Raw genomic sequence first — 26567 nt, forward strand, 5'->3', positions numbered from 1 at the left:
TCACCGAACACGTTGACCCCCGCTCTCACAGGGGCGAAGCGGGCCGCGCTTCAGTTGTATTCGGCGGTGACGCGCGGATCATCCGTCTCGCGCAGGAAGTCGAGGAACCAGGCGTAGCGGTTGGACAGCTTCCAGATGGTGCGCGGCTGCAACTCCTGGCGGTGGCGGCCTGGTGCGGTGTCCGCCCCGGCCCATGTCTGGCCGATCCATTTCGGGTTGCCGGCCAGATTGGCCACGCGCTCCTGCTCCAGCGCGGCAAGCTGGGCGGGGGTCATGGCGTCTATTGAGGTGCCGAGGAAGTTGGCGATGCGCTCCATCACCTCGTCGAAGTGCAGGCAATACCGCACATAGCCGATGAAAAGGCGATCGGCGGGGTTGATGCGCTGCGCCACGTCCATGAAGCCGCGGAAGGTGGGGGTGAAGTCCTGCGCCAGCACCCATTCGTCAATTCCCATCGCCGCGATGCGTTGACGTCGCGCCGCCTCCTGCTCGGGCGTCTCGCCAGGGAAGGGGTGGACGAAGTGCCAGTGATACTGGTTGCACAGCACGTCCCGCGGGTCGCGCGCGTGCAGCAGGAAGCGGTAGTCGGCCAGCGGGGTGGCGCGGTTGAAGAGGTGCGGCGCGTTGTGCTTGACGAGGTGACCCGTGGCGGGCGGCACCTCCGTCGCGACCAGGTCCATCCGCTGCGCCACATAGTGCCGATGCACGATGTCGAAGGGCTTGTAGCGGCCCCCGTTCATGGCAAGCAGGACGCGCCACAGCGATGCCGTCGCGCTGGTGGGGGTGGTGAGGAAGACGATGCTCCGGTTCATGCCGCGCGGTTCGCGCGGCGGGCCGGAGGCCGGGAAGCGCGGGCGCTCACTTCACCCGGTTCTCCACCAGCTCCTGCACCACGGCGGGGTCGGCCAGGGTGGAGGTGTCGCCCAGGCTGTCCGTCTCGTTCGCCGCGATCTTGCGGAGGATGCGCCGCATGATCTTGCCCGAGCGCGTCTTGGGCAGGCCGGGCGCCCATTGGATGGCGTCGGGCGTCGCGATGGGGCCAATCTCCTTCCGCACCCAGGCCACCAGCTCCTTCTTCAGCGCGTCCGACGGTTCCTCGCCCGCGTTGAGCGTGACGTAGCAGTAGATGCCCTGGCCCTTCAGGTCATGCGGCATGCCGACCACGGCGGCCTCGGCCACCTTGGGGTGGGCGACGAGGGCGCTCTCCACCTCGGCCGTGCCCATGCGGTGGCCGGCCACGTTGATCACGTCATCCACGCGGCCGGTGATCCACCAATAGCCATCGGCGTCGCGCCGCGCGCCGTCGCCGGTGAAGTAGAGGCCGGGGAAGGTCGAGAAATAGGTCTGCACGAAGCGCGCATGGTCGCCATAGACCGTGCGCATCTGGCCGGGCCAGCTGTCGGTGATGACGAGGTTGCCCTCGGTCGCCCCCTCCAGGAATTTTCCATCCCCATCCACCAGGGCGGGCTTCACGCCGGGCAGGGGCAGGGTGGCGGAGCCGGGCTTCTGCGCGACGGCGCCGGGCAGGGGCGAGATGAGGATGCCGCCCGTCTCCGTCTGCCACCAGGTGTCCACCACGGGGCAGCGCTCATCGCCCACCACGCGGTAATACCAGAGCCAGGCCTCGGGGTTGATGGGCTCGCCCACGCTGCCGAGGATGCGCAAGGACGCGCGGCTGTGCTTCTTCACCGGCCCCTCGCCGTCGCGCATCAGGGCGCGGATGGCGGTGGGCGCGGTGTAGAAGATGTTGACCTGGTGCTTGTCCACCACCTGCCAGAAGCGGCCATTGTCGGGCCAGGAGGGCACGCCCTCGAACATCAGCGTCGTGGCCCCGTTCGCGAGCGGGCCATAGACGATGTAGGTGTGGCCCGTGACCCAGCCCACATCGGCGGTGCACCAGTAGATCTCGCCCGGGCGGTAGTCGAAGACCAGCTCATGGGTGAAGGACGCCCACACCATGTAGCCGCCCGTGGTGTGCAGCACGCCCTTGGGCTTCCCGGTGGAGCCCGAGGTGTAGAGGATGAAGAGCGGGTCCTCCGCGTTCATCCGCTCTGGCTCGCATTGCGTGGGCTCGCCATCGCACAGCGCGGCCCAGGCGTGGTCGCGCCCCTCCTGCATGGCGACTTCGGTGCCGGTGTTCTTCGCCACGATGACGTGCCGCACGCTGGGGCAGGATTTCAGCGCCTCGTCCGCATTGGCCTTGAGCGGGACCTTGCGGCCGCCGCGCCGGCCTTCATCGGCGGTGATGAGCAGGCTGCATTCGCTGTCCTGGATGCGCGACGCGAGGCTGTCGGGCGAGAACCCGCCGAAGACGATGGAATGCACGGCCCCGATGCGCGCGCAGGCCAGCATCGCCACCGCGGCTTCCACGATCATGGGCAGATAGATGCAGACGCGGTCGCCCTTCTTCACGCCCAGCTTGCGCATGGCGTTGGCCAGTTGGCAGACGCGGGCATGAAGCTGGGCGTAGGTGGTCTTGCTGTCGGAATTGGGGTCGTCGCCCTCCCAGATGATGGCGACCTGGTCGCCCCGCCCCGCCGCGATGTGGCGGTCCAGGCAGGAGACGGAGGCGTTCAGCTCCCCATCCTCGAACCACTTGATGGACACGTCCCCGGTGAAGTCGGTGTTCTTGATCCTGGTGGGTTCGCGCATCCAGGCGATGCGCTTCATCTCGCCGCGCCAGAAGCCGTCGGGGTCGGTGGCGGCGGCCTCGGCCATGGCGGCGCGGCGCTCGGCGGTCACGCGGGCCTTGGCCGCGATCTCGGGCTTGATGGCGATGAGGCCGTCATCGGGCATGGCGTGGCGTCTCCCTCACTTCAGGCATTTTGTTCCGGAATTGGCGCATGGCGGGTCGCCGCACGTCAATGACTTGTCAAGTGTTGGGCCTTGTCAACTTTCAGGGCGGATGCCCAGGCGCTGGATCACCTCGCCCCAATGGGACAATTCGTCGCGGACCAGCGTGGCCAGCGGGCCGGGCGGCGTGCCCAGCGGCTCGAACCCCGCGGTGGTGAGCGCCCGGTGGGTCTCGGGGGCGGCCAGTGCGGCGGCGGCCTCGCCGGCCAGGCGGGTGATGCGCGCCTCGGGCGTGCCGCGCGGGGCAAACAGGCCGATCCAGGCATAGGCGCCGATATCGGGCTCGTTCTGTTCGCGCAGGGTGGGGATGGCGGGAAGCTGGTTCATGCGGGCCTCGCCCGTCACGGCCAGGGGGCGCACCTGTTCGGACAGCACTTGCGGCAGCACGGCGCCGGCGGCGGCGGCCACCAGCTGCACGCGCCCGGCCACGACCTCGCCGATGGCCTGGGGCCAGGAGCGGAAGGGCACATGCGTCATCTCCAGCCCATGCCGCGCCGCGAATTCCGCCGTGACGAGGTGCCCCAGCGTGCCCGCCCCCACCGAGCCGTAGTTCAGCCGCCCCGGATTGGCCCGCGCATGGGCGATGAGCCCCGCCACGTCACGCACCGGCACGCCCGGGTTCACCGACAGCACGAAGGGCATGCGCGCCAGCAGGCTGATGGGCATGAGGTCGGTCGCGGGGTCATAGGGCAGAAGCGGGTTGACCAGCCGCGCGATGGAGCCGGGGCCGCCGATGGTGACGATCAGGCTGTGCTCGTCCTGGGCGCGAAGGGCCGCGTCCACCCCGATGGTGCCGCCGCCGCCCGCCCGGTTGTCCACCACAACCGGCTGGCCCAGCACCGGCTGGAGGTGCTGCGCGAGCGCGCGCGCCGCGATGTCGGGGGTGGAGCCGGCGGGGAAGCCCACGATCAGCCGCACGGGGCGCGAGGGCCAGGCGGGTTGCGCCCGGGCAGCCCCTGCCATGGCCAGGGCGGGCAGCGCCAAGGCGGCGCGGCGGGGGATGGACATGGGCGGCCTCCGGTTCATTTGCCGGCCGTATAGGGCGGGACGCGGCCCGGCGAAATCACCCTTGCGCCAGTTCCAACAGCAGCGCGGCCAGGGCCTCGGGCGCGGTGATGTTGGGGCTGTGGCTGGCCGCCATTTCGAGAAAACCCCAGCTGGCGGCGTGGCGCAGCCGGTCGGCGATGGGGCGGAAGGGGTCGTGCCCGTCCTTCACCGTGCAGTGGATGTAGGTGCGGGCGAAGGGTGGCGTGGCGTGGTTGAGCCGCAGCTTCTGCGTGAAGCAGCGCGCGGGCTGGTGGCGGCGGCGCGGGCGGGTCCATTGCAGATCCTCGGGCGCGGTGTCGGGCGCGCCGGGCAGGGGAGGGACCAGCCAGCCCTCGAAAGGTGCCTCGGGCCCGCCGCCGCCCACCATGTCCTGCAGGGATTGGCCATCCTCCGGCACGAAGGCATCGAGGTAGACCAGATGGCGGATGCGGTCCGGCACGCGGTCGGCCACGCCGGTGCCCACCATGCCGCCATAGGAATGCGCGATGAGGGTGATGTCGCGCAGATCCTCGGCCTCGATCACGCCCAATATGTCCTGGATATGGGTTTCCAGGTCCACCAGCGGGTGGGCCAGGTGGGCGCGTTCGCCGAGGCCCGTGTAGGTGGGGGTGAAGACCTCATGCCCCGCCGCGCGGAGCGGCTCGCGCAGCTTCTTCCAGGACCAGCCGCCCGACCAGGCGCCGTGGCAGACGAGGATGCAGGCCATCGGGATCCCCCTTCAGCGCGCCGCCATCTCCGTGCGCGGCAGGATGAAACCATGCGCCGCGAAGACCGTGTTGCCCAGGGCGTTGATGCGCGGATACCAGACGCGCACCTGCGTCCAGTCATTGCGGGGGGAGACATCCACCACCGGCTGGTCCTCCGCCACGCGGCCCCGCAGGCTGCCCGAGGCCCAGTTGGCATGGTCCACCCGGATTTCCCGCGAGGAGACGACGCGCCGCACCACGGACAGATGCCCCGAATTCAGCCGCGAGGTGCGGGCCAGAACCAGCACGCCGCCCGGCTCCGGCCGGCGGGCGCGGCTGTAGCGGCCGGCCGCCGCGTCCCACCACTGCCAGGCATCGCCCGCGAGCTGGATGCCCGAGCGCTGCCGCGCATAGGGCACGCAGGAGATGCCGGCATAGGGCCCATGGCCCGGCACATCGGCGATGACGGGCGGCGCCGGGGCGCGGCTGGTGCCGCAGCCGGCCAGCATGGCCAGCGGAACGCCCATGGCGCAGGCGCCGAGAAGCGCGCGTCGGTGCATGTGGTCCACTCCCCCCAGTGGATGGCCCAAGTGGATGGGCGCCGCCTTCCCCAAGGTGGCGCATGGGGTGCTGTAGCCTGGAATTCCGGCGGAAATCCAGCGGAACCCTAACGCCGCCAGCGGCGATATCCCTAACGCCGCCAGCGGCGATGCATCCACAGCCACTGCCCCGGGTCCTCGCGGATCCAGCCCTCGATGATGCGGTTCAGCAGGGCGGTGCTGGCCTCCACATCCACCCGGCCCGCGGCGTCGCGCGGCAGTTCCACCGGCCCGATCAGCTCGATGCGGAAGCGCGGACCGGGCTCACGGATGGCGCGCATGCCATAGACCGGCGCCTCGAAGCGCCGCGCCAGCCGCGCGAGGAAGGGGTTGGAGGCGGCGGGCTGGCCGAAGAAGGGCACCACCGGCCCGCGGCCGAAGCGTTGGTCCACCAGCATGCCGAGCGACTTGCCCTCATCCAGCGCGGAGGCCATGCGGATGGGCGCGGCCACGCTGGCCGGGATCAGCTCGCCCATGATGGGCGCGCGGCGGGCGATGATGTCGGCCGCGATGAAGCGGTTGTTGGGCGTGCGGTAGAGGATGGCCCCCTGGTGCCCCATCCGCGCCGCCACCACCGCCGGCAATTCCCAATTCGCGAGATGCGCCGAGAAGGTCAGGACCGGCCGGCCCTCGGCCATCAGGGCGTGCAGCCGCGCCTTGGTGTCGGGGTGGGAATAGACCCGGCCGCCGTCGAAATCCCAGATGCGGTCCAGATGCGCGTATTCGCAGGCGGTGCGGCCCAGATTCTCCCAGGCCCGGCGCGCGATGGCGCGGTGCTGCGCCGCGTCCAGCTCCGGCAGGGCGAGGCGGAGATTGTCCATCATCTGCCGGTGGTTGCGCGTCAGCGGCCCCACCAGCGGCAGCACGAAGCCGCCCAGCGCCGAGGCCGCACGCAGCCCCAGCAGGCGCAGGAAGGCGAAGGCGGCGCGCGCCACCTGCGCGAGCGCCCATTCCCCCGCCAGGGCCAGCCTTGCGCGCACGCCCGGGCCTACAGCGTGACGACGATCTTGCCGAAGACGCGCCGGGATTCGAGCCGCGCCAGCCCCTCCTCGAAGCGGTCCAGCGGCAGCACGCTGTCCAGCACGGGGCGGATGCCCTGGGCCATCTTGTCCAGCCCCTCCGCCACGTTGCGGACCGTGGCGCCGAAGCTGCCGATCAGGCGCAATTGCCGCTGGAACAGCATCATCAAATTCGTCTCGGCCGAGACGCCGGAGGTGCTGCCGCAGGTGACGAGCCGCCCGCCCATCTTCATGGAGAGCAGGGAGCCCTGCCAGGTGGCCGCGCCCACATGCTCGAACACCACATCCACGCCGCGCTTGCCGGTGACGCGGCGGGCGATGCTCTCGAAGCGGTCCACATTGTAGTTCACCACATGGTCGGCGCCGAGGGCGCGGGCCTTCTCGGCCTTCTCCTCATCGCCCACCGTGCCGATCACGGTGCAGCCGATGGCCTTGGCCATCCGCACCGCGGCGCTGCCGATGCCCGAGCCCGCGGCATGGACCAGCACGGTCTCGCCGGGTTCGAGCTTCGCGTTGTCGAACAGCATGTGCTGGACGGTGGCGAAGGTGATGCTGGCGCAGGCGGCGTCCTCGAGGGAGACGCCTTCCGGCACGGGCACGCAGAGGCGGGCGGGCATGTTCACCAGGCCCTGGGCGAAGCCGTCCACATGGAAGCCGCGCACGCCGGCCACGTTCTCGCAGAGGTTGTCGCGGCCGGCCAGGCAATGCTTGCAGGTGCCGCAGGTCATCCCGCCATAGGGCACGACGCGCTGGCCGGGGCGCAGCGCCGTGACACCCTCGCCCACGGAGGTGACCTCGCCCACCGCCTCGGCGCCCACGGTCAGCGGCAGGGTCCGCTTGGCGAAGGCCATGCCGCGCCAGCCCCAGACATCAATGTGGTTGAGCGCCACGGCCTTCATGGCGATCTGCACCTCGCCCGGGCCGGGGGGCGGGGGCGGGGGCGCTTCGGTGAGACGGAGGTCGCGGTCGGCAAGGAGACGGAGGGCGTGCATGGCGCGCCCATTAGCAGGGAACGCCGCGCCCTCCTACCGGATCACTGCCGGATGACCCTGGGGCCGCGGTCCACCGTCAGCGCATCCGGCCAGCCGAAGCCCCATTCGACCAGGGCGATGACCACCGCCACCGCCACCGTTGCCCCGATGATCCAGAGGTGCTGGCGCGAGGGGGGGCGCCGAAACCATTGGAACAGGCGCAGCAGGACCCGCATTTGAACGTCCATGGACCTATCCCCTCTTGTGCCGCCGATCGCCAGGCGCACGATAATTCCTTGGCAAGCCTGGGCTTTGCAACCAGACCCCGGCATCAACATTGTCGTCACTCGGGTGCTGCCATGCAGGCCGGAGCCAACTTCTGGGAGCAGTCAGCATGCCACAATCCGCCCTCGGCAGCGTCATTACCCCCGAAACCCTGGATGCGCCGATGGCCCCCACCCTGGAGGCGATCCGCCGCCACCTGGGCATGGAGGTGGCCTATATCTCGGAATTCGTAGGCGATCTTTCCATGATGCGCGAGGTGAGCGCCCCTGGCCTCGAACATCTCATCAAGCCGGGCGACGCGCTTTCCCTCGATGACGTCTATTGCCGGCACATCGTGGCGGGCCGCCTGCCCGAGCTCATTGCCGACACCGCGGCCGAGGCGCTCTGCCAAACCCTGCCCATCACCCGCAATGTCCCCATCGGCGCGCATATGAGCGTGCCCATCCGGCTGGCGGATGGCGAGTTGTACGGCATGTTCTGCTGCCTCAGCCCCACGCCCAACCACAGCCTGAACCCGCGCGACCTCCAGGTGATGCGCGTCTTCGCCGACCTGGCGGCGCACCAGATCGACCGGGAGCGCGCCCGCGACCAGGAGGCGAATGCCCTGCGCGACCGCATCCTGCAGGTGATCGAGGGGCGGGAATTCGAGTTCCACTACCAGCCCATCTTCACCTTCGCCCCCTTTCGCCTGGTGGGGTTCGAGGCCTTGTGCCGCTTCCACGCCACGCCCTACCGCACGCCCGACATCTGGTTCGCGGAGGCGGAAGCCTCGGACCTGGCCGAGCCCCTGGAACTCGCCGCCGCCGCGCGTGCGCTCGAAGCCCTGGCCGACCTGCCGGACCCGCTCTTCGTCTCGGTCAACCTGGCGCCGGCCACGCTGCTGGGGGGGCGCTTCCGCGAGGCGCTGGGCGACTGGCCCTGCGGGCGCGTGATCATCGAGGTGACGGAGCATGCCCCCGTGAGCGACTATGCCGCGCTGAACGCCGCCATCGCCCCGCTGCGCGCGGCGGGGGTGCGGCTGGCGGTGGATGATGCGGGCTCGGGCTTCGCGAGCCTCCAGCACATCATCCAGCTCGAACCGGACATCATCAAGCTGGATGTGGAACTGACCCGCGGCCTCGATTCCGACACCGCCCGCCGCGCGCTGGTGGCGGCGCTGACCTATTTCGCGCGGGAGACGGGCACCGAGATCGTCGCCGAGGGCGTGGAGACCGAGGCCGAGCGCCAGGCGCTGGAGGCGTTGCAGGTGCGCAAGGGCCAGGGCTACCTGCTCGGCCGCCCCATGCCGCGCGACGCGGCGATGGCGCTGGCCGCGCGCTTGGCCTGACGGCCCCTCAGCCCAGACAGGCGGTGGCGAGTGCCCTGAAGGCCCGGGCGCGGTGGGAGAGGCGGGCCTTTTCCTCCACGCTCATCTCCGCATAGGTCAGGCTTTCGCCCTCCGGCACGAAGATGGGGTCGAAGCCGAAGCCCTGGGCGCCGCGGGGCGGCCAGGTCCATTGGCCCTCGGTGCGTCCCTCGAAGCCTTCCGTGTGGCCATCGGGCCAGGCCAGCACCAGGGTCGCCACGAAGGCGCAGCCCCGGTCGGGGTTGGCGTGGGCCTCGCGCCAGACGCGCTCCATGGCCGGGCCGTAGTCGCGGCTGCCATCGGGCCGGGTGGCCCAGTCGGCGGTGTAGACGCCAGGGGCGCCGCCCAGGGCCGCCACCTCGCAGCCGCTGTCATCGGCGAGAGCGGGCAGGCCGGTGGCCTGGGTGGCGGCCAGCGCCTTGATGCGGGCGTTCTCCAGGAAGGTGGTGCCGGTCTCGGCGGGCTCGGGCAGGCCGAGTTCCTTGGCCGAGACCACCTCCAGCCCATAGGGCGCCAGCAGGCCGGCGAATTCGCGCAGCTTGCCGGCATTGTGGCTGGCCAGGACCAGCTTGCCGGGGAGAAGCTTCCGGGGCTGGCCGGCCGAAGCGGTCAAAGCCCCACCGCCGCCTTCTGCTTCGCCACCAGCGCGGCCACGCCGTCGCGCGCCAAATCCAGCATGGCCAGGAACTGCGCCTCGCTGAAGGGTGCGCCCTCGGCCGTGGCCTGGACTTCCACCAGCGCGCCGCCGCCCGTCAGGACGAAATTGGCGTCCGCCTCGGCCGCGCTGTCCTCCTGGTAGTCGAGGTCCAGCACCGCCTCGCCATTCACCACGCCGCAGGAGATGGCGGCCACATGGTCGGTCAGGGGCACCTGGCTCATGATGTTGTTGCGGACGCAATGCTGGAAAGCGAGGTGCAGCGCGACCCAGGCGCCGGTGATGCTGGCGCAGCGCGTGCCGCCATCGGCGTTGAGCACGTCGCAGTCGAGCGTGATGCTCATCTCGCCCATCGCCTTGCGGTCCACCACGGCGCGCAGGCTGCGGCCGATCAGGCGCTGGATTTCCTGGGTGCGGCCCGACTGCTTGCCGCGCGCGGCCTCACGGTCGCCGCGGGTGTGGGTGGCGCGGGGCAGCATGCCGTATTCGGCCGTGACCCAGCCCAGGCCGGAATTCCGCAGGAAGGGGGGCACCCGCGTCTCGACGCTGGCGGCGCAGAGCACCTCCGTCTGGCCCACGCGGATGAGGCAGGACCCCTCGGCATGCTTGGCGATTCCCGTCTCGATCACGACGGGGCGGAGGGCATCGGGGGTGCGGCCGGATGGGCGCATGGTCATTATTCCTTGGCAAAGGCGAAGCGGCCGCACCATACGCGGGCGCGCGGCGAAGGCCAGGGGTTAAGCAGATGACGGAAGACAGCACCACGCATGAGGCCTGGATCGGCCTGCCGCCCATGGCGGCCTTCCGCCTCTTCACCGATGGCTTCGACCGCTGGTGGCCGCGGGAATACACCTGGGGCGGGGCCGCCTGCGTCGAGATCGGCATGGAGCCCGTGCTGGGCGGCGCCTGCCGCGAGATCGGGCCGCACGGCTTCCGCTGCGACTGGGGCCGCATCACGCTGTGGGAGCCGCCGCGGCGCCTGTGCTTCACCTGGCAGATCGCCCCCGACCGCGCCCCCCAGCCCGACCCCGCCTTCGCCTCGGAGGTGGAGGTGGTCTTCGAGGCCCAGGGTGCCCGCACCCGCGTGGTGCTGACCCATTCCGGCATGGCCCGGCACGGCGAGGGGTGGGAGGCGGTGCGGGAGGGCATGGGCTCGCCCCAGGGCTGGCCGCTGCTGCTGGGGCGCTATGTGGGGCTGGTGTGAGCCTGCTTGACCCGCCTCTCGGCAGGACCCACCTTACCTCATTGTGATGCACACGCCCTTCAAGCCGGGCCTCCTGCCCCTTGCCGCCGCCTCCGGCCTCGATCAACGGGCCACGGCGGTGCTGCGCGAGCTCGTCGAGGTGTATGTCGCGACCGGTGAACCGGTCGGCAGCCGCACCCTCTCGCGCCGCCTGCCGCTGAACCTCTCGCCCGCCTCCATCCGCAACGTCATGGCCGACCTGGAGGAGGCGGGGCTGCTCTACGCCCCCCACACTTCCGCCGGCCGCCTGCCGACTGAGCGGGGCTTGCGCCTCTTCGTGGACGGGCTGCTGGAATTCGGTGATCTGAGCGAGCAGGAGCGCGAGGCCATCGCCGCCCGCTGCGCCGCCCATGGCCGTTCCTTGCAGGAGACGCTGGCCGAGGCGGGGCAGATGCTGTCCGGCCTCGCGGGTGCGGCGGGCCTCGTGGTCGCGCCCAAGGGCGAGGCGCCGCTGCGCCATATCGAATTCGTGCCCTTGGGCCCCGGCCGCGCCTTGGTGGTGCTGGTGCAGGGCGATGGGCGCGTCGAGAACCGCGTCATCGAGGTGCCGCCCGGCCTGCCGCCCTCGGCGCTGATCGAGGCCGGCAACTATCTCAACGCGCAGCTCGCCGGCCGCACGCTGGAGGAGGCGCGGGAGAAGGTGGAGGGCGAGATCACCGCCAACCGCACCGCCCTCGATGCCCTGACGCAGCAGGTGATCGCGGCCGGGCTCGCCACCTGGGCGGGCGGTGGCAATGCCGCGCTGATCCTGCGCGGGCAGGCGAAGCTGCTGGAGAATCTGGAAACCCTGGCCCGCGTGCAGGAAATCCAGGCGCTGTTCGAGCGGCTGGAGGCGCAGGAGACCACGCTGCGCCTGCTGGAACTGGCCCAGCGCGGCGAGGGCGTGCAGATCTTCATCGGCGCGGAGAGCGGGCTGTTCAGCAGCGCCGGCCTGTCCGTGGTGGTGGCGCCCTTCCGCAACGGGCAGGAGAAGATCGTGGGTGCCATCGGCGTCATCGGCCCCTCGCGCATCAATTACGGACGGGTGATTCCGGTGGTGGACTACACGGCCCGCGTCATCGGCCGGCTCTTGGGTTGATCGGCCGGGCCCTGCCCATTACGTCACGCGCATGACCACCGAACACAACGCCAAGCCCGACGCCGCCCCCGAGCCCGAGACCGAAGCCGCCGCGCCCGAGGCGCCGCCCGCCCCCGAGCCCACGCCGGAGGAGCGCATCGCGGCCCTGGAAGCGGCGCTGGCCGAGATGAAGGACCGCTGGCTGCGCGCCGAGGCCGAGATCCAGAACGTCCGCAACCGCGCCCGCGACGATGTCGAGAAGGCGCGCAACTTCGCCGTGCAGAAATTCGCGGCCGATGTGGTGGAGGCGGCGGAGAACCTGCGCCGCGGCCTCGACGCCCTGCCCGCGGCCGCCGAGGACGAGCCCGAGATCATCACCAAGCTGCGCGGCGGCTTCGAGGGGGTGGAGCGCTTCCTGCTGCAGCGCATGGAAGCCAATGGTGTGGTGCGGAAACCCGCCCAGGGCGAGAAGTTCACCCCCGACCTGCACCAGGCGATGAGCGAGGCCCCGGCGCCGGAAGGCGTGGAGCCCGGCACCATCCTCCAGGCCTGGTCCTCGGCCTGGACGCTGAATGGCCGCCTGCTGAAGCCCGCCATGGTGGTGGTGGCGGGCCAACCCGCTCAGCAATAGGGCAGGCGCAGCCCCTTCTCCCGCCAGGGCATGGAAACCAGCTTCCCGGTGGTGGAAAGCGTGATGTAGGCCACGTCCAGCCCCGGCCCGCCGAAGCAGATATTGGTGGGCATGGGCTCGGGCATCTTCACCACGTCCAGGATCTCGCCGGCCGGTGAGACGGTGGTGATCTCGCCGGAGACGAGGGTGGCCACCACGATGTTGCCCTCGGCGGTGATGGCCAGGCTGTCCAGGCGCCGGAAGCCCGGGAACTGGCACAGCATGTTGCCGCCATGCGGGCTGGGCCAGGGGGATTTGCGCAGGCGCCCGGGTCCCAATATGTCGAAGGCCCAGAGACGGCCCGTCTCGGTCTCGGCCACATAGAGCGTCTCGCCCTCGGGGCTGATGCCGATGCCATTGGCCCCGCCCGGCACCGGATGCGCGGCCTCCACGATGCGTGAGCCATCCAGCGCCGCCCAGTAGACGCCGCCATGGTCGCGATCCCGCGCGCGGGACTTGCCGAGGTCGCTGAACCAGAACCCGCCCTTGCCGTCGAGTTGCAGGTCGTTCGGGCCCTTGAGCGACACGTCGCCGCAGCGGTCATACAGGGTGCGGACCGCGCCGGTCGCCATGTCCACCACCTCGATACGCCCCGTGGTGTAGTCGGCCGCCTGGCCGGTGGGGCGCAGCTGGCCCGGCGCGTCATGCCAGGTGAAGCCGCCATTGTTGCAGAGGATCAGCGTGCCATCCGGCCCCGCCGCCAGCCCGTTCGGCCCGCCGCCGGGGGTGGCGATGACGCTGGTGGTGCCGTCGGGCGCCACGCGCGTGACGGTGCCGCGCGCGATCTCGACCAGCGCGATGGAGCCATCCGGCAGGGCCACGGGCCCCTCGGGGAAGCGCAACCCCTCGGCCAGCGTCGTCAGTTCCATGGGCATCCTCCCTCTTTTTGTGGCTGGCAGGATGCGCCACGCTGGCGCCTGCGCCAAGTGAAGGACACCGCATGGACCCCGTGACGCTCGCCGTGCTGAACGCCCGCTTCACCGCGATCGTGGAGGAGATGGGCGAGGCGCTGCTGCGCACCGCCTACAGCCAGATCCTGAACTCCTCGCGGGATTTCTCCATCGCGGTGACGGATGGCGCCTGTCGGCTGGTGGCGCAGGCGGACCATATCCCGGTGCATGTGGGCGCCATGCCCTTCGCGGCGCGGGCGGTGCTGGACCGCTTCGGCGCGGCGATGAAGCCGGGCGATGTCTATCTGCTGAACGACCCCTGGCATGGGGGGAGCCATCTGCCGGATTTGACCATCATCCTTCCCATTTTTGGCGAAGGTTCGCTGCGTTTCCTCGCCGTCGTCCGCGCCCATCACAGCGACATCGGCGGCGCCACCCATGGCGGCTACAACCCGGGCGCCACCGAGATCTGGCAGGAAGGCCTCCGCATCCCGCCCGTCCTGCTGGGCGAGGGCGGCGAGATGCGGCCCGACCTCGTGGACATGCTGGCGCTGAACACCCGCATCAACCGGGATTTCCGCGGCGACCTGGCCGCCATGCTGGGCGCGGCCAAGCTCGGCGCGCTGCGGCTTTCCGCGCTGCTGGACCAGCATGGCGCGACGGCGCTGATGGGCGCGGTGGACGCCATCCTGGACCTGGCGCACGCCCATGCCGCGCGCATCGTGGAAGCCTGGCCGGACGGGAGCTGGACGGGCGAGGCCTTCCTCGACGATGACGGCCATGGCGCCGAGAACATCGCCATCCGCGCCACCTGCACCAAGCGGGGCGGCACGCTGACCGTGGACCTCAGCGCCAGCGACGACCAGGTGCGGGGCTTCGTGAACTCGTCCTATCCCAACATGGTCAGCGCCTGCTGCATGGCCTTCGCCTATCTGCTCGACCCCGAGGTGGCGAAGAACGAAGGCGCCTTCCGCGCGCTGCGGGTGGTGGCGCGCGAGGGCAGCGTGGTCTGGGCGCGGGAGGGGGCGGCGGTGACGCTCTGCACCAGCCACTGCTCCAACGAGATCGTGGAAGCCATCATGCGCGCCATGCAGTCATGCTGCCCCGAGCGCGTGATGGGCGGCTGGGGAAGGCGCTTCCGCATCGCCATCACGGGCGAGGATGCGCGACGGCCCGGACGGCGCTTCGTCTGGCATCTGTTCCACGCGCGGCCGGGCGGGGGCGGGCATGCGCGGGGCGATGGCTGGTCCACCGCCGGCGAATGGCACAGCGCGGGCGGGCTGAAATTCGGCAGCGTGGAAATGGCCGAGGCGCGCTTTCCCCTGCATTTCCGCCGCCATGAATTCCTGCCCGGCTCGGCCGGGCAGGGGCAGCATCGCGGGGGAATGGGCGCCATCCTGGAGCTGGCGGTGGAAAGCGCCGGCCCCGCGCGCGCCAACACCGCGGGCGATGGCGCGCGCCATGGCAGCGCCGGGATCCATGGCGGGCAGGACAGCGCGCCGCACCGCTACGCCCTGCGTCACGCGGATGGAAGCGAGCGCGTGCTCCGCACCAAGGAGGTCGGCATCGTCATCGCGCCGGGCGAGGTGATCGAGGTGCGCTCGGCCGGGGGCGGCGGCTGGGGTGATCCGGCGCGGCGCGACCCTGCCGCCATCGAAGCCGACCGCGCGGAAGGGCTGCTGTGATGCGCTATGTCATCGGCGTGGATGTGGGCGGCACCTTCACCGATGTGGTGGGGGTGGACGAGGAGGGGCGCGAATACCTCGCCAAGGCCGCCTCCACCCCCCATGACCAGAGCGAGGGCGTGGTCCAGGGGCTGCGGAACCTCGCTTCCATGCTGGGGCTGACGCTGGGCGAATTGCTGGAGACGACCACGCGCATCGTCCATGGCACCACCGTCGCCACCAACGCCCTGCTGGAGCGGCGCGGGGCGCGGACCGCCATGCTCACCACCGAGGGCCATCGCGACGTGGTGGCGATGCGCGAGGGGCTGAAGCCCGCACGCTATGATTTGCGCCTGCCCGCTCCCGACCCGCTGATTCCGCGCCGCCTGCGCCTGGGCGTGCGGGAGCGGCTGCGGCCCGATGGCGCGGTGGACATTCCGCTGGATGCGGCAAGCCTGGACGCCGCCATCGCGACCCTGCGCGCCGAGGGCGTGGAGGCGGTGGCGATCTGCTTCCTCCATTCCTGGGCCGCGCCCGCGCATGAGCATGCGGCGGCCGAGGCGGTGCGGGCGGCGCTGCCGGGCGTCTTCGTCACCTGCTCGGCCGATGTGCTGCCGCAGATCAAGGAATACGAACGCTTCTCGACGGCCGCGGTGAATGCCTATGTGGGGCCTGTGGTGTCGCGATACCTCATGCGGCTGGAGGCGCGGCTGCACGAGGCGGGGTGCGCGGCGCCGGTCTTCGTCATCCTCTCCCATGGCGGCGTGGCGCCGATCGCGGAGGCGGCGCGGCTGGCCGCCGGCACCGCGCTGTCCGGCCCGGCGGGGGGTGTCGCGGCGGCGGTGGCGCTGGCGCGGAGGGGGATGGGCGCCAACCTCGTGACTTTCGACATGGGTGGCACCTCGACCGACATCGCGCTGGTGACCGACGGCGCCGCCGCCATCGGCCGGGGGCGCGAGGTGGGGGGTGAGCGCATCGCGCTGGACAGCCTCGACATCATCACGCTCGGCGCGGGGGGCGGGTCCATCGCGCATCTGGGCGCGGGGGGCACCTTGCAGGTGGGGCCGCAATCGGCCGGGGCGCGGCCTGGCCCGGCCTGCTATGGCCGCGGCGGCACCCTGCCCACCGTGACGGATGCCAATTTGCTGCTGGGCTATCTGGACCCCGGAAGCTTCCTGGGCGGCGCGCAGCGCCTGGACGTGGCGGAGGCGGAGCGCGCCATGGCGCCCCTGGCCGGGGCATTGGGCTTGGACGCGGCCCAGGCCGCGCTGGGCGTGCATCGCCTGGTCAATGCCCGCATGGCCGATGGTGTGCGGGTGGCGACGGTGCGGCGCGGCGTGGACCCGCGCGGCGCCACGCTGCTGGCCTTCGGCGGCGCGGCCGGGCTGCATGCCAGCGCGGTGGCGCGGGACCTCGGCATGGCGCGGGTCGCGGTGCCGCTGTTCGCGGCCGGGCTTTCGGCCTGGGGCATGTTGCAGACGGAGCTGCGCCACGAAATCGCGCGCAGCGTGGTCGGCGCCGGCGCCATGCCGGAGGATGAGGCGCTGCCCGGTCTGTTCGGCGGGCTGGCGGAGGAGGCGCGCGCCCAGCTCGCGCAATGGTATGGCGGCGAGATCGCCCTCAGCCGCGCCGCCGACATGCGCTATGGCGAGCAGGTCTTCGAGATCACGGTGCCGCTGGATGGCGTTGTGCCCACCCGCGCGGCGCTGCGCGAGGCCTTCCACGCCCGCCACCGCGCCCTCTTCACCTATGATCTGCCGGAGGAGGAGGTGGTGCTGGTCACCGCCCGCGCCGCCGCGCGCGGGGTGCTGCCGGCCCTGCCGCGCCTTCCCGCCGGCGCCCCCCGCCCCGCGACACCCGAGGCGGAGCGGCGCTGCCTGCTGGAAGGGGGCTGGGCCATGCTGCCCGTCTGGCGCTTCGAGGCGCTGGCGGCGGGGCAGCGCGTGGCCGGCCCGGCCATCGTGGAAAGCCCCACCACCACCGTGCTGCTGCAACCGGGCGATGCGGCGGTGATGGAGCCAGGCGGCTGGCTCGCCGTCAGCCTGGGGTGAGCTGCGCCCGCGCCAGGTCCTCGGGCGTGTTGATGTTGAGGAAGGGCTCGCCCGGCCACTCCACCAGGGCCACGCCCTGGCTCGCGGCGAAGCGGCCCACGGCGCGTTCACCCTCCGCCAACGCTTGGCGCAGCGCGGGGGCCAGGCTGCGCGGCCAGAGCGCGATCACCGGATGCCCCCGCCCTCCGGAGCCTGCCTGCGCCACCGCCGCCGCCCCGCGCCCCGCATGCAGCCGCGCCACGAGGTCGGGCGGCAGGAAAGGCGCGTCGCCGGGCACGGTCAGCACGAAGGGCAAAGGCGAGGCCTCGAGCGCGGCCAGCACCCCGCCCAGCGGGCCCAGGCCCCGCGTGGCATCGGGCCAGACGGGCAGGCCGTAGGCGGCGAAGCGCGCCGCATCGCCATTGGCGCTGAGGGCCAGCGCGGCGCATTGGGGCGCGAGGCGCGCCAGGATGTGCGCCAGCAAAGGCCGCCCGTGCAGCATCCGCAGGGTCTTGTCGCCGCCCCCCATCCGCCGCGCTTCGCCGCCCGCCAGCACGCAGCCTAGGGTATCGGCGCGCAAGGCTCAGGCCTGGCGGCGCAGCGGCGGCGGGCGGGCGGCGCGGCGCGCGGGCGGCGGCGCCTTCATCCGGCGCAGGGCCAGGGGCCGCAGCAGGAAGCCCGTGCCGAAGCCGAAGGCCGCGTTGATCAGCCCCGCGCGCAGCAGCGTCTGGGTGTTGCCGCCGGCATACATCGGCACCCCGCGCAGCTGCGCCACCAGCGTCACCGCCACCAGCGTGCAGCCCACGGCGCCGATCAAGGTCGCGGTGAACAGGTCGGGCAGGGGGGTCCAGCGGATCACCGCCGCGATGAAAATGCCCCAGACGCCGCCCCAGAACATGGCGCTGAAGAATTGCGGGATGTGCAGGCCCGCCACGGGCGGATTCGCCATGGCCCGCCCCATGTCCCAGCCCGGCCCCTGCACCCGGCCGATGATGGCGGTCAGCGCCTCGACATTGTTTCCGTAATTGTAGAGCAGGTGGATGGTGCCCTGGTGGAACGCCAGGACGGAGAGGGCCCCCATGAGGAAACCTCCGATCAATACCTTCAACACACGCTGCCCCCCAGGCTTGCCCGGGCGGCATCTTCGGCCCAGGCTGCGCCCCAGTCCAGTTCAGAGGGGAATACGCGGTGAACGGTGCGGAAAGTCTGGTCCACAGCCTGTTGAAGAGTGGTGTCGAGGTGTGTTTCTCCAACCCCGGCACGAGCGAGATGCATTTCGTCGCCGCGCTGGACCGTATTCCCGGCATGCGCTGCGTGCTCGGCCTGCAGGAGAACATCGTCACCGGCGCCGCCGATGGGTATTGGCGCATGGCCGGCAAGCCCGCGGTCACGCTGCTGCATTGCGGGCCGGGCCTCGCCAATGGCCTGGCCAACCTGCACAACGCGCGCCGCGCCCGGTCGGGGATCGTGAACTGCGTGGGCGACCAGGCCACCTATCACCGCCCCTATGACGCGCCGCTGACGGCCGACACCGAAGGCTTCGCGCGCGGCGTCTCGCAATGGGTGCGGACCACGCACAAGGCCGCCGATGTGGGCGCGGACGCGGCCGCCGCGGTACAGGCCGCCCGCACCTCGCCCGGGCAGATCGCCACCCTGATCCTGCCCTCGGACACCTGCTGGGATGAGGGCGGCACCGTCGCCGCCGCCCTGCCGGTGCCCGCCGTGCCCCAGGCCGACCCGCACGCCATCCGCGCCGCCGCCCGCGTGCTGCGCGAAAAGAAAAACGTGCTGCTGCTGCTGGGCGGCTCCATGGCGCTGACCCAGGCGGCGCAGGAGGCCGCGCAGCGCATCGTGGCGCACACGGGCTGCGACATCCTGGCCGAGACCTCCAACGCCCGTTTCCAGCGCGGCCAGGGCCGCATGGCGCTGGAGCGCGTGCCCTATCCGGTGGACCTTGCCATCCAGCGCCTGTCCAAGGTGGAGCACCTGGTGCTGCTGGGCTCCAAGGCGCCGGTGGGCTTCTTCGCCTATCCCGGCAAGCCGTCGAAGCACTACCCGGAGAATGCCAGCATCACCGTGGCCTGCCGGCAGGAGCAGGACGCCCTGGCCGCGCTGACGGCGCTGGCGGAGGAGCTCGGCGCGCCCAAGGTCGCCATCGCCTCCAATGGCGAGAAGCCCGAGGTGGCGCGCGGCGCGCCCTCGCCCGAGGGCCTGGCCCGCACCGTCGCGGCGCTGATGCCCGAGGACGCGATCATCGCCGATGAATCCGTCAGCTATGGCCGCGGCTTCTTCCCCGCGACCCATGCGGCCGCCCCGCATGACTGGCTGCAGATCACGGGTGGCGCCATCGGCTGCGGCATGCCGCTGGCCACGGGTGCCGCCATCGGTGGCGGCGGGCGGCGGGTGATCAACCTGCAGGCGGACGGCAGCGCCATGTACACGGTGCAGGCGCTCTGGACCCAGGCGCGCGAGAAGCTGCCCGTGACCACCATCCTGCTGTCCAACCGCAAGTATCAGATCCTGCTGGGCGAGTATCAGAATGTCGGCGCCAACCCCGGCCGCGTGGCGATGGACATGATGGACCTGGGCAACCCGGACATCGCCTGGGCCAAGCTCGCGCAGTCCATGGGCGTGGAGGCCGCGACCGCCACCACGCTCGACCAGGTGGCGGACCTGATGAGCCAGAGCTTCGCCCGCCCTGGCCCCTTCCTGATCGAACTCATGATCTGACCTGACGGAAACGGGAGGCACGACTGCATTTCCTGTGGTTGCGCTTCGTGCCCCCCGCCCCAAATGCGGCTTCGACATTGATGGCGGGCGTGGATGATCCGGGCCCGCCGGAACCGAGGAATTTCCGCGCGCATGAACATTCAGGTGCCCACGACCGCCCTTCCTGCCGACGAGAAGGCCTCGGCCATCACCCGGCCGAGCCGCGCGGAGGCCGAGGCCGCCGTCCGCACCCTGCTGCTCTGGGCCGGCGACGACCCGGACCGTGAGGGGCTGGTGGACACCCCCGCCCGCGTCGCCCGCGCCTATGAGGAATTCTTCGCGGGCTATGAGAGCGACCCCGTGGAGATGCTCGCCCGCTCCTTCGAGGAGACGGATGGCTATGACGAGATGGTGGTGCTGCGCGACATCCGCCTGGAAAGCCATTGCGAGCACCACATGGTCCCCATCATCGGCAAGGCGCACATCGCCTATCTGCCGAGCGGCCGCGTGGTCGGCATCAGCAAGCTGGCGCGGGTGATCGAGACCTATGCCAAGCGCCTCCAGATCCAGGAGAAGCTGACGGCGCAGATCGCGAACACCATCGAGAGCGTGCTGAAGCCCAAGGGTGTCGCCGTCGTCATCGAGGCCGCGCACCAGTGCATGACCACCCGCGGCATCCACAAGCCGGGGGTGACGATGGTGACCTCGCGCATGCTGGGCGAGTTCCGCAGCAATGACGCGACGCGCCGGGAGTTTCTCGCGATGATCGGCGGGTCGCGCGGGCCGCTGGAGGGGTAAGGGGCCCCGCGTCCGATCGTCCCGGCGCAGCCGGGGCGTGAATCGGCCGCGAAAGCTGCGTCCGATCGTCCCGGCGCAGCCGGGGCGTGAATCGGCCGCGCAAAAAAGAAGTGAGGGCGTGGCCTGTTAAGGCCGCGCCTTCACGGCGTCATGTCGTAGGTGATCCACCAGGTGCGCTTGGCCAGCCGGTCATAGACGCCACGGCCGCGATAATTGTCGTCGGCCGTGATCCAGCGGACGGTGGACCAGCCCTTCTCCCGCGCCAGGCCGCGCAGGTGTTCCAGCAGCGCATCGGCCACGCGCTTGCCGCGCTGCGACGGGTCCACGAAAAGGTCATCGAGGAAGCAGCCGGTGCTGGCCGAAAGCGGCCGGGCGAAGGCGCGATAGTGCGCGAGGCCGACGGCGCGGCCGGCCTCATCCTCCGCCACCACGGCGTTCACCTCATGCGCGGGGTCATGGATCCAGCCCCAGACCTTTTCGCGCATCTCCGGCGTCTGCGTCACCTTGTAGAATTCGGCGTAGCCCGCGTAGAGGCGCTCCCAATCCGCGCGGTGGCGGGTGTCCAGCGGGACGATCTTCACCATCACAGCCCCAGCACGTCGTTCATGGAATAGAGGCCCGGGTTGCGGCCTTGCAGCCAAAATGCCGCGCGCACCGCGCCCGTGGCATAGGCGCGGCGGTCGAAGCTGCGGTGGGTCAGCGCGATATGCTCGGACCCGGCGGCGAAGAGCAGCGTGTGCTCGCCCACCACCTGGCCGCCGCGCAGGGCCGCGAAGCCGATGGTGCCGGTGCCGCGCGGGCCGGTGTGGCCGTCACGGCCGGATTCGCGGCCCGCTTCCTCCAGCGTGGTGCCGCGGCCCTTCGCCACGGCGCGGCCGATGGCGACGGCGGTGCCGGAGGGCGCGTCCACCTTCTGGCGGTGGTGCATCTCCACGATCTCGGCGTCGTATTGCGCGCCGGGCAGGGCGGCGGCGAGTTTTTCCGCAAGCGCGATGACGAGGTTCACGCCCGTCGCGAAATTGGCGGCGTAGACGATGGGGGCACGCTTCGCGGCCTCGGCCACCGCGGCCTCATCCTCGGCGGAGAGGCCGGAACTGCCGAGCACCAGGCCCTTGCCCGTCTCGGCCGCCAGGGCGGCATGCGCGGCGGCGGCATGGGCGTGGGTGAAGTCAATCACCACCTCGCTGGCGTCGAAGAGGGCGCGGGCGTCATCCCCGCGCCTCGTGCCGCCCGCGAGGGTGGCGCCGGCGGCTTCCACCTCCTCGGCCAGAAGCTTGCCCATGCGGCCGGCGATGCCGGCGATCCCGATCTTCATCGTCCCAGCCCGTCCCAGAATTCCTTCACCTTGGCGAAGAAGCCCTCGCTTTCGGGGCTGCCGCCCTTGGAGGCCTCGGCCTCGAAGGCCTCCAGCAGCTCGCGCTGCCTGGGCGTCAGGTTCTGCGGCGTCTCGACCACCACCTGCACATACATGTCGCCGCGCGCGGCGCTGCGCAGCACGGAGAAGCCCTTGCCGCGCAGGCGGAAATTGTCGCCCGTCTGGGTGCCGGCCGGGATCTTCACCGAGGCGCGGGACCCATCGATGGACGGCACCTCCACCGCGCCGCCCAAGGCCGCCTGCGTCATCCGCAGCGGCACGCGCACCATGATGTTGGGCCCCTCGCGCTGGAAGATCGGGTGCGCGTGCACGCCGATATCCACATAGAGGTCACCCGCCGGCGCGCCGCGCAGCCCGGCCTCGCCCTCGCCCGAGAGGCGGATGCGCGTGCCGTCCTCCACACCCGCCGGGATGGTCACGTTCAGCGTGCGGTCGCGCTGCACGCGCCCCGCGCCCTGGCAGACCTTGCAGGGGTTCTTGATGATCTGGCCCGAGCCATTGCAGGTGGGGCAGGTGCGCTCGATCAGGAAGAAGCCCTGCTGGGCGCGCACCTTGCCCGCGCCGCGGCAGGTGCCGCAGGTCTGCGAACTGGGCTTGCCGCCCTCGGCCCCGGTGCCGGTGCAGGCCTCGCACTGCACGCTGCTGGGGACGCGGATGGTCTTCTTGGTGCCGGCGAAGGCCTCCTCCATGGAGATGTGCACCTCCTGCCGGAGGTCCGCGCCGCGGCCGCTGGCGGCACGCCCGCCGCCGCTGCGCCCGCCGAAGCGGCCGAACATCTCCTCGAAGATGTCCTCGAAGCCGCCGCCGCCGAAGGGGTGGCCGCCGCCATTGCCGCCGCCGCCCATGCCGCCCTCGAAGGCCGCATGGCCGAAGCGGTCATAGGCGGCGCGCTTGTCGGCGTCCTTCAGCGTGTCATAGGCCTCGTTCACCTCCTTGAACCGGCCCTCGGCGTCGGCATCGCCCTGGTTCCGGTCGGGGTGGTATTTCATTGCCAGCTTGCGGTAGGCCTTCTTGAGGTCGTCCTCGGACGCCTCCCGGCCCACGCCGAGCACTTCGTAATAGTCGCGCTTGGCCATGGTCAGCCCGCTCCCGCGAGAAAAGGTCGAAGAAGAGACGCCCGGACCATCGCTGGCCCGGGCGCGGTGTCACTCAGGGCAAATGCCCGCTCACCTCAACCTTGGGGCTTCTTCTTGTTCGGGTCCACTTCCTCGAACTCGGCGTCCACCACCTTGTCCTTGGGCGCACCGCCGGGGGCGGCGGGCTCCTCGGCGGCGGGGGCCGCCTGCTCGGCCTTGTAGAGGGCCTCACCCATCTTCATCGCGGCCTGGGAGAGCTTCTCCGCGGCCGCATTGATCGCGTCCACATCGCCGCCATCCATCACGCCGCGGGCCTCGGCCAGCGCCGCCTCGGCCTCGGCCTTCTCGGCGGCCGGCACCTTGTCGCCGCTGTCGCGCAGGGTCTTCTCGGTGGAGTGGACCAGCGCGTCCAGGCTGTTGCGGGCCTCGACGGTGGCGCGGCGCTTCTTGTCGGCGTCCGCGTTCGCCTCGGCGTCGCGCACCATCTTCTCGATGTCGGCGTCGGACAGGCCGGACTTCGCCTGGATGCGGATGTTCTGCTCCTTGCCGGTGGCCTTGTCCTTCGCGCTGACGCTGACGATGCCGTTCGCGTCAATGTCGAAGGTCACTTCCACCTGCGGCACGCCGCGCGGCGCGGGGGGCAGGCCGGTCAGGTCGAAATTGCCCAGCAGCTTGTTGTCCGCCGCCATCTCGCGCTCACCCTGGAACACCTTGATGGTGACCGCGGTCTGGTTGTCGTCGGCGGTGCTGAACACCTGCGACTTCTTGGTCGGGATGGTCGTGTTGCGGTCAATGAGGCGCGTGAACACGCCGCCCAGCGTCTCGATGCCGAGGCTCAGCGGGGTCACGTCCAGCAGCAGCACGTCCTTCACATCACCCTTGAGCACGCCGCCCTGGATGGCGGCGCCGATGGCGACCACCTCGTCCGGGTTGACGTTGCGCGCGGGCTCCTTGCCAAAGAAGCGCTTCACCTCCTCGATGACCTTGGGCATGCGCGTCATGCCGCCCACCAGGATCACCTCGTCGATCTCGCCCGCCGTCAGCCCGGCATCCTTCAGCGCCTGCTTGCAGGGCTCCAGCGTGCGGGAGACGAGGTCATCCACCAGCGCCTCCAGCTTGGCGCGGGTCAGCTGCATGACGAGGTGCTTGGGGCCCGAGGCATCGGCCGTGATGAAGGGCAGGTTGATCTCGGTCTGCTTGCTGGAAGACAGCTCGATCTTCGCCTTCTCGCCGGCCTCCTTCAGCCGCTGCAGGGCGAGCTTGTCGCCGCGCAGGTCGATGCCGTTCTCCTTGCGGAATTCCTCCGCCAGGTAGTCGATGATGCGCTGGTCGAAATCCTCGCCGCCCAGGAAGGTGTCGCCGTTGGTGGACTTCACCTCGAACACGCCGTCGCCGATCTCGAGGATGGACACGTCGAAGGTGCCGCCGCCGAGGTCATAGACCGCGATGGTGCCGGAGGTCTTCTTGTCCATGCCATAGGCCAGCGCGGCGGCCGTCGGCTCGTTGATGATGCGCTTGACGTCGAGGCCCGCGATGGCGCCGGCCTCCTTCGTCGCCTGGCGCTGGGCGTCGTTGAAGTAGGCGGGGACGGTGATGACGGCCTCGGAGACCTTCTCGCCGAGATAGGCCTCGGCCGTCTCCTTCATCTTGGTCAGCACCATGGCGCTGATCTGCTGGGGGGCGTACTTCTTGCCCTCGATCTCCACCCACGCATCACCGTTGTCGGCCTTCACGATGCTGAAGGGGGCGAGGCCCTTCTCCTTCTGCACCATGGCGTCTTCGAACTTGCGCCCGATCAGGCGCTTGACGGCATAGAGGGTGTTGGTCGGGTTGGTGACGGCCTGGCGCTTGGCGCTCTGGCCCACCAGACGTTCGCCATTCTTCGCGAAGGCGATCATGGAGGGGGTGGTGCGCGCGCCCTCCGCATTCTCCAGCACCTTCGCTTCGCCGCCTTCCATGATGGCGATGCAGGAATTGGTGGTGCCGAGGTCGATACCGATGACTTTGCTCATATGAGCCTGCTCCCGTGCGGCGGCTCAACCCCGGCCCTGGCAGGCACCGGGCAGAGCCCCTTGGTGGTCCGCGCCCCATGCGCGGTCTCTGACTGGTGCCTATGTATTGAGCAGCGATGGGCGCGACAAGGGTGGCCGGCTCAACCCAGCAACAAATCCCGCGCCTCATTCACGCGCGCGGCCAGCCAGTCGCTGCCGCCACGGTCGGGGTGGGCCGATTGCATCAGGCGGCGATGGGCCGCGCGGATTTCGGCGGGGGAGGCGCCCTCCATCAGGCCCAGGATGGCCAGGGCCTCGTCGCGCGTCATGGGGCCGGTGGCGGGGCGGGGCGGGGGTTCCTGCCGCCATTCGGGGTCGGTCCGGTCCAGCCAGGCTTCCAGCAGCGGCACGCTGTCCGGGTCCTGGCTCGCGCATTCGGCCATGAGGTCCAGCAGCGCCGCGCGGTCCAGCGCCGCGAGGTCCTGTCCCGCCCAGGGGCCGCGCCGCACCTGGCCCGACATGGCGCCGGTCGCGATCTCAAGCCGCATGGTGAGGGTGGCCGTCTCGACCACCGTGGCGCCCTCGTCGCCGGGCGGAGAGGTGAAGGCGCGGCGGGCGCGCCAGCGCCGGAAGGCCTGGGCGATGGCCGGGCCGAACATGAAGGCGGCCCAGAGCGCGCTGACCCCGCGCCCCGTCGCCAGCAACACCGCGAAGAGCACCAGCCCCGCCGCCCCCAGCCCCCAGATGAGGGATTTCTTCACCGTCCCCGGGCTCGCCGAGATGAAGAGATAGAGGAAGGTGATCGCCACCAGCAGGACGATGGCGCCGGCCGCCAGCCAGACCATGCGGGGTTACCTCGGCGCCGGGAGCTGGCCCGCGATGGCGCGGGCGCCACGTCCGGGCAGGCGGGTGAGCGCCGCGCGTCCGCCGGCGGCGAAGACGGCGACCGCGCGCAGCAGGTCGCGCAGGGCCTCGGCGCTGCCGGCGTCGAAGGGCGCCCAGGCGCCGCCCGAGACCTTCGCGATCTGCCGGAAGCCCATCTCGGCGGCGCGGTCGCCGCCCTCCTGGAAGCAGAAGACGGGCGTGCCGTGCAGGCCAAGCTGGCCGGCGGCGTGGCAGGCGGGGTCCACCGCCTCCTCCAGCGCGTCGCCCACCAGGACAAGGGCGTTCACGCGCTCCCGCCGGGTTTCGTTCAGCGCGTGTTCCAGGCAGCGCAGCACCTGGGTCTGTCCGCCCAGCACCGTCACGCCCGACATGCGCCGCGCCAGTTCCATCGTGTCGGTCAGGAAGGGGGTGGCGGCGAATTCCTGGTAGCCGCGCCAATAGGCGAGCTGGACGGAAAGCCCCCCCAGGTCGCGCGTGGCCTGGAACATCTCGGCCTGGAGGTGGCAGGCGCGGTCCCAGGCGGGTTGGCGCGAGGCGGTGGCGTCCACGGCGAAGATCAGCCTTCCGCGGCGCGCGCTGGTGGCGCGCACGGCGGGCATGGCCTCGACCTTTCGCAGGAAGGCCGCGACGGCCGGGTTCGCGGGCTTGGCGGGAAGCTGGCTCATCTCACTACCAAGGTGGGGGCGCGGGGGCCGGGCGCAAAGCCCGGAATTCGCGGT

General features: G+C 71.1%; 27 protein-coding genes. 8 read left to right on the forward strand and 19 right to left on the reverse strand.

Annotated elements, in window-relative coordinates; genetic code table 11:
• Positions 1–50 precede the first annotated feature (50 nt).
• The 8 genes from ICW72_RS16445 to ICW72_RS16480 form a co-directional block, all read right to left on the reverse strand.
• Positions 51–812, reverse strand: coding sequence for a hypothetical protein (locus ICW72_RS16445; RefSeq protein ID WP_191083698.1), 762 nt, complete (start codon positions 810–812; stop codon positions 51–53).
• A 46-nt stretch (positions 813–858) separates the two neighbouring features.
• The gene (acs, locus tag ICW72_RS16450) at positions 859–2796 is read right to left on the reverse strand and encodes an acetate--CoA ligase (protein ID WP_191083699.1); all 1938 of its coding nucleotides are present in this window, start codon (positions 2794–2796) and stop codon (positions 859–861) included.
• Positions 2797–2889: 93 nt separating this feature from the next.
• Complete coding sequence (locus ICW72_RS16455; RefSeq protein ID WP_191083700.1) at positions 2890–3861, reverse strand: Bug family tripartite tricarboxylate transporter substrate binding protein; 972 nt, start codon at positions 3859–3861, stop codon at positions 2890–2892.
• 55 nt (positions 3862–3916) lie between these two features.
• Positions 3917–4606 (reverse strand): alpha/beta fold hydrolase, encoded by a 690-nt coding sequence (locus ICW72_RS16460; protein WP_191083701.1) that lies wholly within the window; start codon positions 4604–4606, stop codon positions 3917–3919.
• Positions 4607–4618: 12 nt separating this feature from the next.
• Positions 4619–5146: a CHAP domain-containing protein gene (locus tag ICW72_RS16465; RefSeq protein ID WP_191083702.1), complete on the reverse strand. Its 528-nt coding sequence runs from the start codon at positions 5144–5146 to the stop codon at positions 4619–4621.
• 131 nt (positions 5147–5277) lie between these two features.
• Positions 5278–6165 carry a lipid A biosynthesis lauroyl acyltransferase gene (locus ICW72_RS16470; protein WP_191083703.1) on the reverse strand — a complete coding sequence of 296 codons (888 nt, stop codon included), beginning with the start codon at positions 6163–6165 and terminating at the stop codon, positions 5278–5280.
• An 8-nt stretch (positions 6166–6173) separates the two neighbouring features.
• On the reverse strand, positions 6174–7196 hold the full coding sequence (locus ICW72_RS16475; protein WP_191083704.1) for a zinc-binding dehydrogenase: 1023 nt from the start codon (positions 7194–7196) through the stop codon (positions 6174–6176).
• A 41-nt stretch (positions 7197–7237) separates the two neighbouring features.
• Positions 7238–7423, reverse strand: coding sequence for a hypothetical protein (locus tag ICW72_RS16480; RefSeq protein ID WP_184382810.1), 186 nt, complete (start codon positions 7421–7423; stop codon positions 7238–7240).
• Between the two features lie 146 nt (positions 7424–7569).
• Between ICW72_RS16480 and ICW72_RS16485 the strand changes: the two genes are divergently transcribed.
• Positions 7570–8787: a sensor domain-containing phosphodiesterase gene (locus ICW72_RS16485; protein ID WP_223880639.1), complete on the forward strand. Its 1218-nt coding sequence runs from the start codon at positions 7570–7572 to the stop codon at positions 8785–8787.
• 7 nt (positions 8788–8794) lie between these two features.
• Here the strand turns inward: ICW72_RS16485 and rdgB are convergent, their stop codons facing one another.
• Together rdgB and rph are read right to left on the reverse strand one after the other, a co-directional pair.
• Positions 8795–9418: an RdgB/HAM1 family non-canonical purine NTP pyrophosphatase gene (gene rdgB, locus ICW72_RS16490; protein WP_191083705.1), complete on the reverse strand. Its 624-nt coding sequence runs from the start codon at positions 9416–9418 to the stop codon at positions 8795–8797.
• A complete protein-coding gene (gene rph / locus ICW72_RS16495) occupies positions 9415–10131 on the reverse strand; it encodes a ribonuclease PH (protein WP_191086300.1) in 717 nt (238 codons plus the stop codon). Before rph ends, rdgB begins: the two co-directional genes overlap by 4 nt.
• Positions 10132–10205: 74 nt before the next feature.
• Between rph and ICW72_RS16500 the strand changes: the two genes are divergently transcribed.
• Genes ICW72_RS16500 through ICW72_RS16510 form a run of 3 tightly spaced genes read left to right on the forward strand, consistent with a single transcriptional unit; the run spans position 10206 to position 12391 of the window.
• The gene (locus ICW72_RS16500; protein WP_191083706.1) at positions 10206–10664 is read left to right on the forward strand and encodes an SRPBCC family protein; all 459 of its coding nucleotides are present in this window, start codon (positions 10206–10208) and stop codon (positions 10662–10664) included.
• Between the two features lie 46 nt (positions 10665–10710).
• The gene (gene hrcA, locus ICW72_RS16505) at positions 10711–11781 is read left to right on the forward strand and encodes a heat-inducible transcriptional repressor HrcA (protein WP_191083707.1); all 1071 of its coding nucleotides are present in this window, start codon (positions 10711–10713) and stop codon (positions 11779–11781) included.
• Between the two features lie 31 nt (positions 11782–11812).
• Entirely contained in the window at positions 11813–12391 is a 579-nt protein-coding gene (locus ICW72_RS16510; protein WP_191083708.1) for a nucleotide exchange factor GrpE, read from the forward strand.
• On the opposite strand, the gene ICW72_RS16515 is transcribed toward ICW72_RS16510, so the two are convergent.
• The gene (locus ICW72_RS16515) at positions 12382–13299 is read right to left on the reverse strand and encodes an SMP-30/gluconolactonase/LRE family protein (RefSeq protein ID WP_223880640.1); all 918 of its coding nucleotides are present in this window, start codon (positions 13297–13299) and stop codon (positions 12382–12384) included. The genes ICW72_RS16510 and ICW72_RS16515 overlap by 10 nt on opposite strands.
• 71 nt (positions 13300–13370) lie before the next feature.
• Here ICW72_RS16515 and ICW72_RS16520 point away from each other — a divergent pair, with 71 nt between their 5' ends.
• Together ICW72_RS16520 and ICW72_RS16525 are read left to right on the forward strand one after the other, a co-directional pair.
• Positions 13371–15005, forward strand: coding sequence for a hydantoinase B/oxoprolinase family protein (locus ICW72_RS16520; protein WP_191083710.1), 1635 nt, complete (start codon positions 13371–13373; stop codon positions 15003–15005).
• Positions 15005–17035, forward strand: coding sequence for a hydantoinase/oxoprolinase family protein (locus ICW72_RS16525; protein ID WP_191083711.1), 2031 nt, complete (start codon positions 15005–15007; stop codon positions 17033–17035). The genes ICW72_RS16520 and ICW72_RS16525 overlap by 1 nt, the downstream gene beginning before the upstream one ends.
• Here the strand turns inward: ICW72_RS16525 and mobA are convergent.
• Complete coding sequence (mobA, locus tag ICW72_RS16530; protein WP_191083712.1) at positions 17022–17594, reverse strand: molybdenum cofactor guanylyltransferase MobA; 573 nt, start codon at positions 17592–17594, stop codon at positions 17022–17024. The two genes, ICW72_RS16525 and mobA, sit on opposite strands and share 14 nt — an antisense overlap.
• A 3-nt stretch (positions 17595–17597) precedes the next feature.
• The gene (locus tag ICW72_RS16535; protein ID WP_191083713.1) at positions 17598–18095 is read right to left on the reverse strand and encodes a hypothetical protein; all 498 of its coding nucleotides are present in this window, start codon (positions 18093–18095) and stop codon (positions 17598–17600) included.
• Between the two features lie 107 nt (positions 18096–18202).
• Between ICW72_RS16535 and ICW72_RS16540 the strand changes: the two genes are divergently transcribed.
• Together ICW72_RS16540 and folE are read left to right on the forward strand one after the other, a co-directional pair.
• Positions 18203–19744: an acetolactate synthase large subunit gene (locus ICW72_RS16540; protein ID WP_191083714.1), complete on the forward strand. Its 1542-nt coding sequence runs from the start codon at positions 18203–18205 to the stop codon at positions 19742–19744.
• Between the two features lie 132 nt (positions 19745–19876).
• Positions 19877–20521, forward strand: coding sequence for a GTP cyclohydrolase I FolE (gene folE, locus ICW72_RS16545; RefSeq protein ID WP_223880641.1), 645 nt, complete (start codon positions 19877–19879; stop codon positions 20519–20521).
• A 140-nt stretch (positions 20522–20661) separates the two neighbouring features.
• Here the strand turns inward: folE and ICW72_RS16550 are convergent, their stop codons facing one another.
• From ICW72_RS16550 to ICW72_RS16575, 6 genes are all read right to left on the reverse strand, one after another.
• Positions 20662–21105: a GNAT family N-acetyltransferase gene (locus tag ICW72_RS16550; protein ID WP_191083716.1), complete on the reverse strand. Its 444-nt coding sequence runs from the start codon at positions 21103–21105 to the stop codon at positions 20662–20664.
• On the reverse strand, positions 21105–21836 hold the full coding sequence (gene dapB / locus ICW72_RS16555; RefSeq protein WP_191083717.1) for a 4-hydroxy-tetrahydrodipicolinate reductase: 732 nt from the start codon (positions 21834–21836) through the stop codon (positions 21105–21107). Before dapB ends, ICW72_RS16550 begins: the two co-directional genes overlap by 1 nt.
• The gene (gene dnaJ, locus ICW72_RS16560) at positions 21833–22972 is read right to left on the reverse strand and encodes a molecular chaperone DnaJ (protein ID WP_191083718.1); all 1140 of its coding nucleotides are present in this window, start codon (positions 22970–22972) and stop codon (positions 21833–21835) included. The genes dapB and dnaJ overlap by 4 nt, the downstream gene beginning before the upstream one ends.
• A gap of 95 nt (positions 22973–23067) precedes the next feature.
• Positions 23068–24984, reverse strand: a complete 1917-nt coding sequence (gene dnaK / locus ICW72_RS16565) for a molecular chaperone DnaK (RefSeq protein WP_191083719.1) — start codon at positions 24982–24984, stop codon at positions 23068–23070.
• Positions 24985–25124: 140 nt separating this feature from the next.
• Positions 25125–25808, reverse strand: a complete 684-nt coding sequence (locus ICW72_RS16570) for a J domain-containing protein (RefSeq protein ID WP_191083720.1) — start codon at positions 25806–25808, stop codon at positions 25125–25127.
• A gap of 6 nt (positions 25809–25814) precedes the next feature.
• A complete protein-coding gene (locus tag ICW72_RS16575) occupies positions 25815–26513 on the reverse strand; it encodes a VWA domain-containing protein (RefSeq protein WP_191083721.1) in 699 nt (232 codons plus the stop codon).
• Between the last annotated feature and the right edge of the window lie 54 nt (positions 26514–26567).

Source organism: Roseococcus microcysteis (genome assembly GCF_014764365.1).
GTDB lineage: Bacteria > Pseudomonadota > Alphaproteobacteria > Acetobacterales > Acetobacteraceae > Roseococcus > Roseococcus microcysteis.

Excerpts from the sequence above, each read along its gene's own strand:
- ICW72_RS16515 (WP_223880640.1), bottom strand. The coding sequence starts at position 13,299 with ATGGAACTGACGACGCTGGCCGAGGGGTTGCGCTTCCCCGAGGGGCCC.
- ICW72_RS16480 (WP_184382810.1), bottom strand. The coding sequence starts at position 7,423 with ATGGACGTTCAAATGCGGGTCCTGCTGCGCCTGTTCCAATGGTTTCGG.
- ICW72_RS16445 (WP_191083698.1), bottom strand. The coding sequence starts at position 812 with ATGAACCGGAGCATCGTCTTCCTCACCACCCCCACCAGCGCGACGGCA.
- dapB (WP_191083717.1), bottom strand. The coding sequence starts at position 21,836 with ATGAAGATCGGGATCGCCGGCATCGCCGGCCGCATGGGCAAGCTTCTG.
- hrcA (WP_191083707.1), top strand. The coding sequence starts at position 10,711 with ATGCACACGCCCTTCAAGCCGGGCCTCCTGCCCCTTGCCGCCGCCTCC.
- ICW72_RS16485 (WP_223880639.1), top strand. The coding sequence starts at position 7,570 with ATGCCACAATCCGCCCTCGGCAGCGTCATTACCCCCGAAACCCTGGAT.
- ICW72_RS16510 (WP_191083708.1), top strand. The coding sequence starts at position 11,813 with ATGACCACCGAACACAACGCCAAGCCCGACGCCGCCCCCGAGCCCGAG.
- ICW72_RS16535 (WP_191083713.1), bottom strand. The coding sequence starts at position 18,095 with ATGGGGGCCCTCTCCGTCCTGGCGTTCCACCAGGGCACCATCCACCTG.
- ICW72_RS16570 (WP_191083720.1), bottom strand. The coding sequence starts at position 25,808 with ATGGTCTGGCTGGCGGCCGGCGCCATCGTCCTGCTGGTGGCGATCACC.
- rph (WP_191086300.1), bottom strand. The coding sequence starts at position 10,131 with ATGCGCCCATCCGGCCGCACCCCCGATGCCCTCCGCCCCGTCGTGATC.
- ICW72_RS16475 (WP_191083704.1), bottom strand. The coding sequence starts at position 7,196 with ATGCACGCCCTCCGTCTCCTTGCCGACCGCGACCTCCGTCTCACCGAA.
- ICW72_RS16455 (WP_191083700.1), bottom strand. The coding sequence starts at position 3,861 with ATGTCCATCCCCCGCCGCGCCGCCTTGGCGCTGCCCGCCCTGGCCATG.
- dnaJ (WP_191083718.1), bottom strand. The coding sequence starts at position 22,972 with ATGGCCAAGCGCGACTATTACGAAGTGCTCGGCGTGGGCCGGGAGGCG.
- ICW72_RS16500 (WP_191083706.1), top strand. The coding sequence starts at position 10,206 with ATGACGGAAGACAGCACCACGCATGAGGCCTGGATCGGCCTGCCGCCC.
- ICW72_RS16550 (WP_191083716.1), bottom strand. The coding sequence starts at position 21,105 with ATGGTGAAGATCGTCCCGCTGGACACCCGCCACCGCGCGGATTGGGAG.
- ICW72_RS16525 (WP_191083711.1), top strand. The coding sequence starts at position 15,005 with ATGCGCTATGTCATCGGCGTGGATGTGGGCGGCACCTTCACCGATGTG.
- dnaK (WP_191083719.1), bottom strand. The coding sequence starts at position 24,984 with ATGAGCAAAGTCATCGGTATCGACCTCGGCACCACCAATTCCTGCATC.
- ICW72_RS16465 (WP_191083702.1), bottom strand. The coding sequence starts at position 5,146 with ATGCACCGACGCGCGCTTCTCGGCGCCTGCGCCATGGGCGTTCCGCTG.
- acs (WP_191083699.1), bottom strand. The coding sequence starts at position 2,796 with ATGCCCGATGACGGCCTCATCGCCATCAAGCCCGAGATCGCGGCCAAG.
- ICW72_RS16460 (WP_191083701.1), bottom strand. The coding sequence starts at position 4,606 with ATGGCCTGCATCCTCGTCTGCCACGGCGCCTGGTCGGGCGGCTGGTCC.
- ICW72_RS16520 (WP_191083710.1), top strand. The coding sequence starts at position 13,371 with ATGGACCCCGTGACGCTCGCCGTGCTGAACGCCCGCTTCACCGCGATC.
- ICW72_RS16575 (WP_191083721.1), bottom strand. The coding sequence starts at position 26,513 with ATGAGCCAGCTTCCCGCCAAGCCCGCGAACCCGGCCGTCGCGGCCTTC.
- folE (WP_223880641.1), top strand. The coding sequence starts at position 19,877 with ATGAACATTCAGGTGCCCACGACCGCCCTTCCTGCCGACGAGAAGGCC.